The 263-nt window shown below is 62.0% G+C and carries 1 pseudogene; it reads left to right on the top strand.

The features are described from left to right. Window positions 1-243, top strand: a pseudogene (locus tag SB753_RS38305) (urea carboxylase); the annotation flags it as partial. Window positions 244-263: the final 20 nt, after the last annotated feature.

The following is a 263-nucleotide window of genomic DNA, read 5'->3' as shown; positions in this document are numbered from 1 at the left end:
GGCGCGCTCGACTTCGTAGCGGGCAATTCGAAGGCCGGCGACTACGTCGATCTTTACGCGCCGATGAACACGCTCGTCGTGCTCACCGCGATCCAGCATCCGCTCGACCCGAATCCGGAATACGCGCCGAAGCCGGTCAAGCTCGAGTTGAGCCGCGCCGAGCCAGGCGTCGCCGAAATCTGCCGAACCGCCTGCGAGGAAAACGTGCGCGGCTTCATTAATACCGATCGTTTCTTTCTTTGAGCGGAGCGCGACACCATGAC

Source organism: Paraburkholderia sp. SIMBA_053 (genome assembly GCF_046534895.1).
Taxonomy (GTDB): Bacteria; Pseudomonadota; Gammaproteobacteria; order Burkholderiales; family Burkholderiaceae; genus Paraburkholderia; species Paraburkholderia caledonica.
This window is presented reverse-complemented; position numbering and strand designations above follow the sequence as displayed.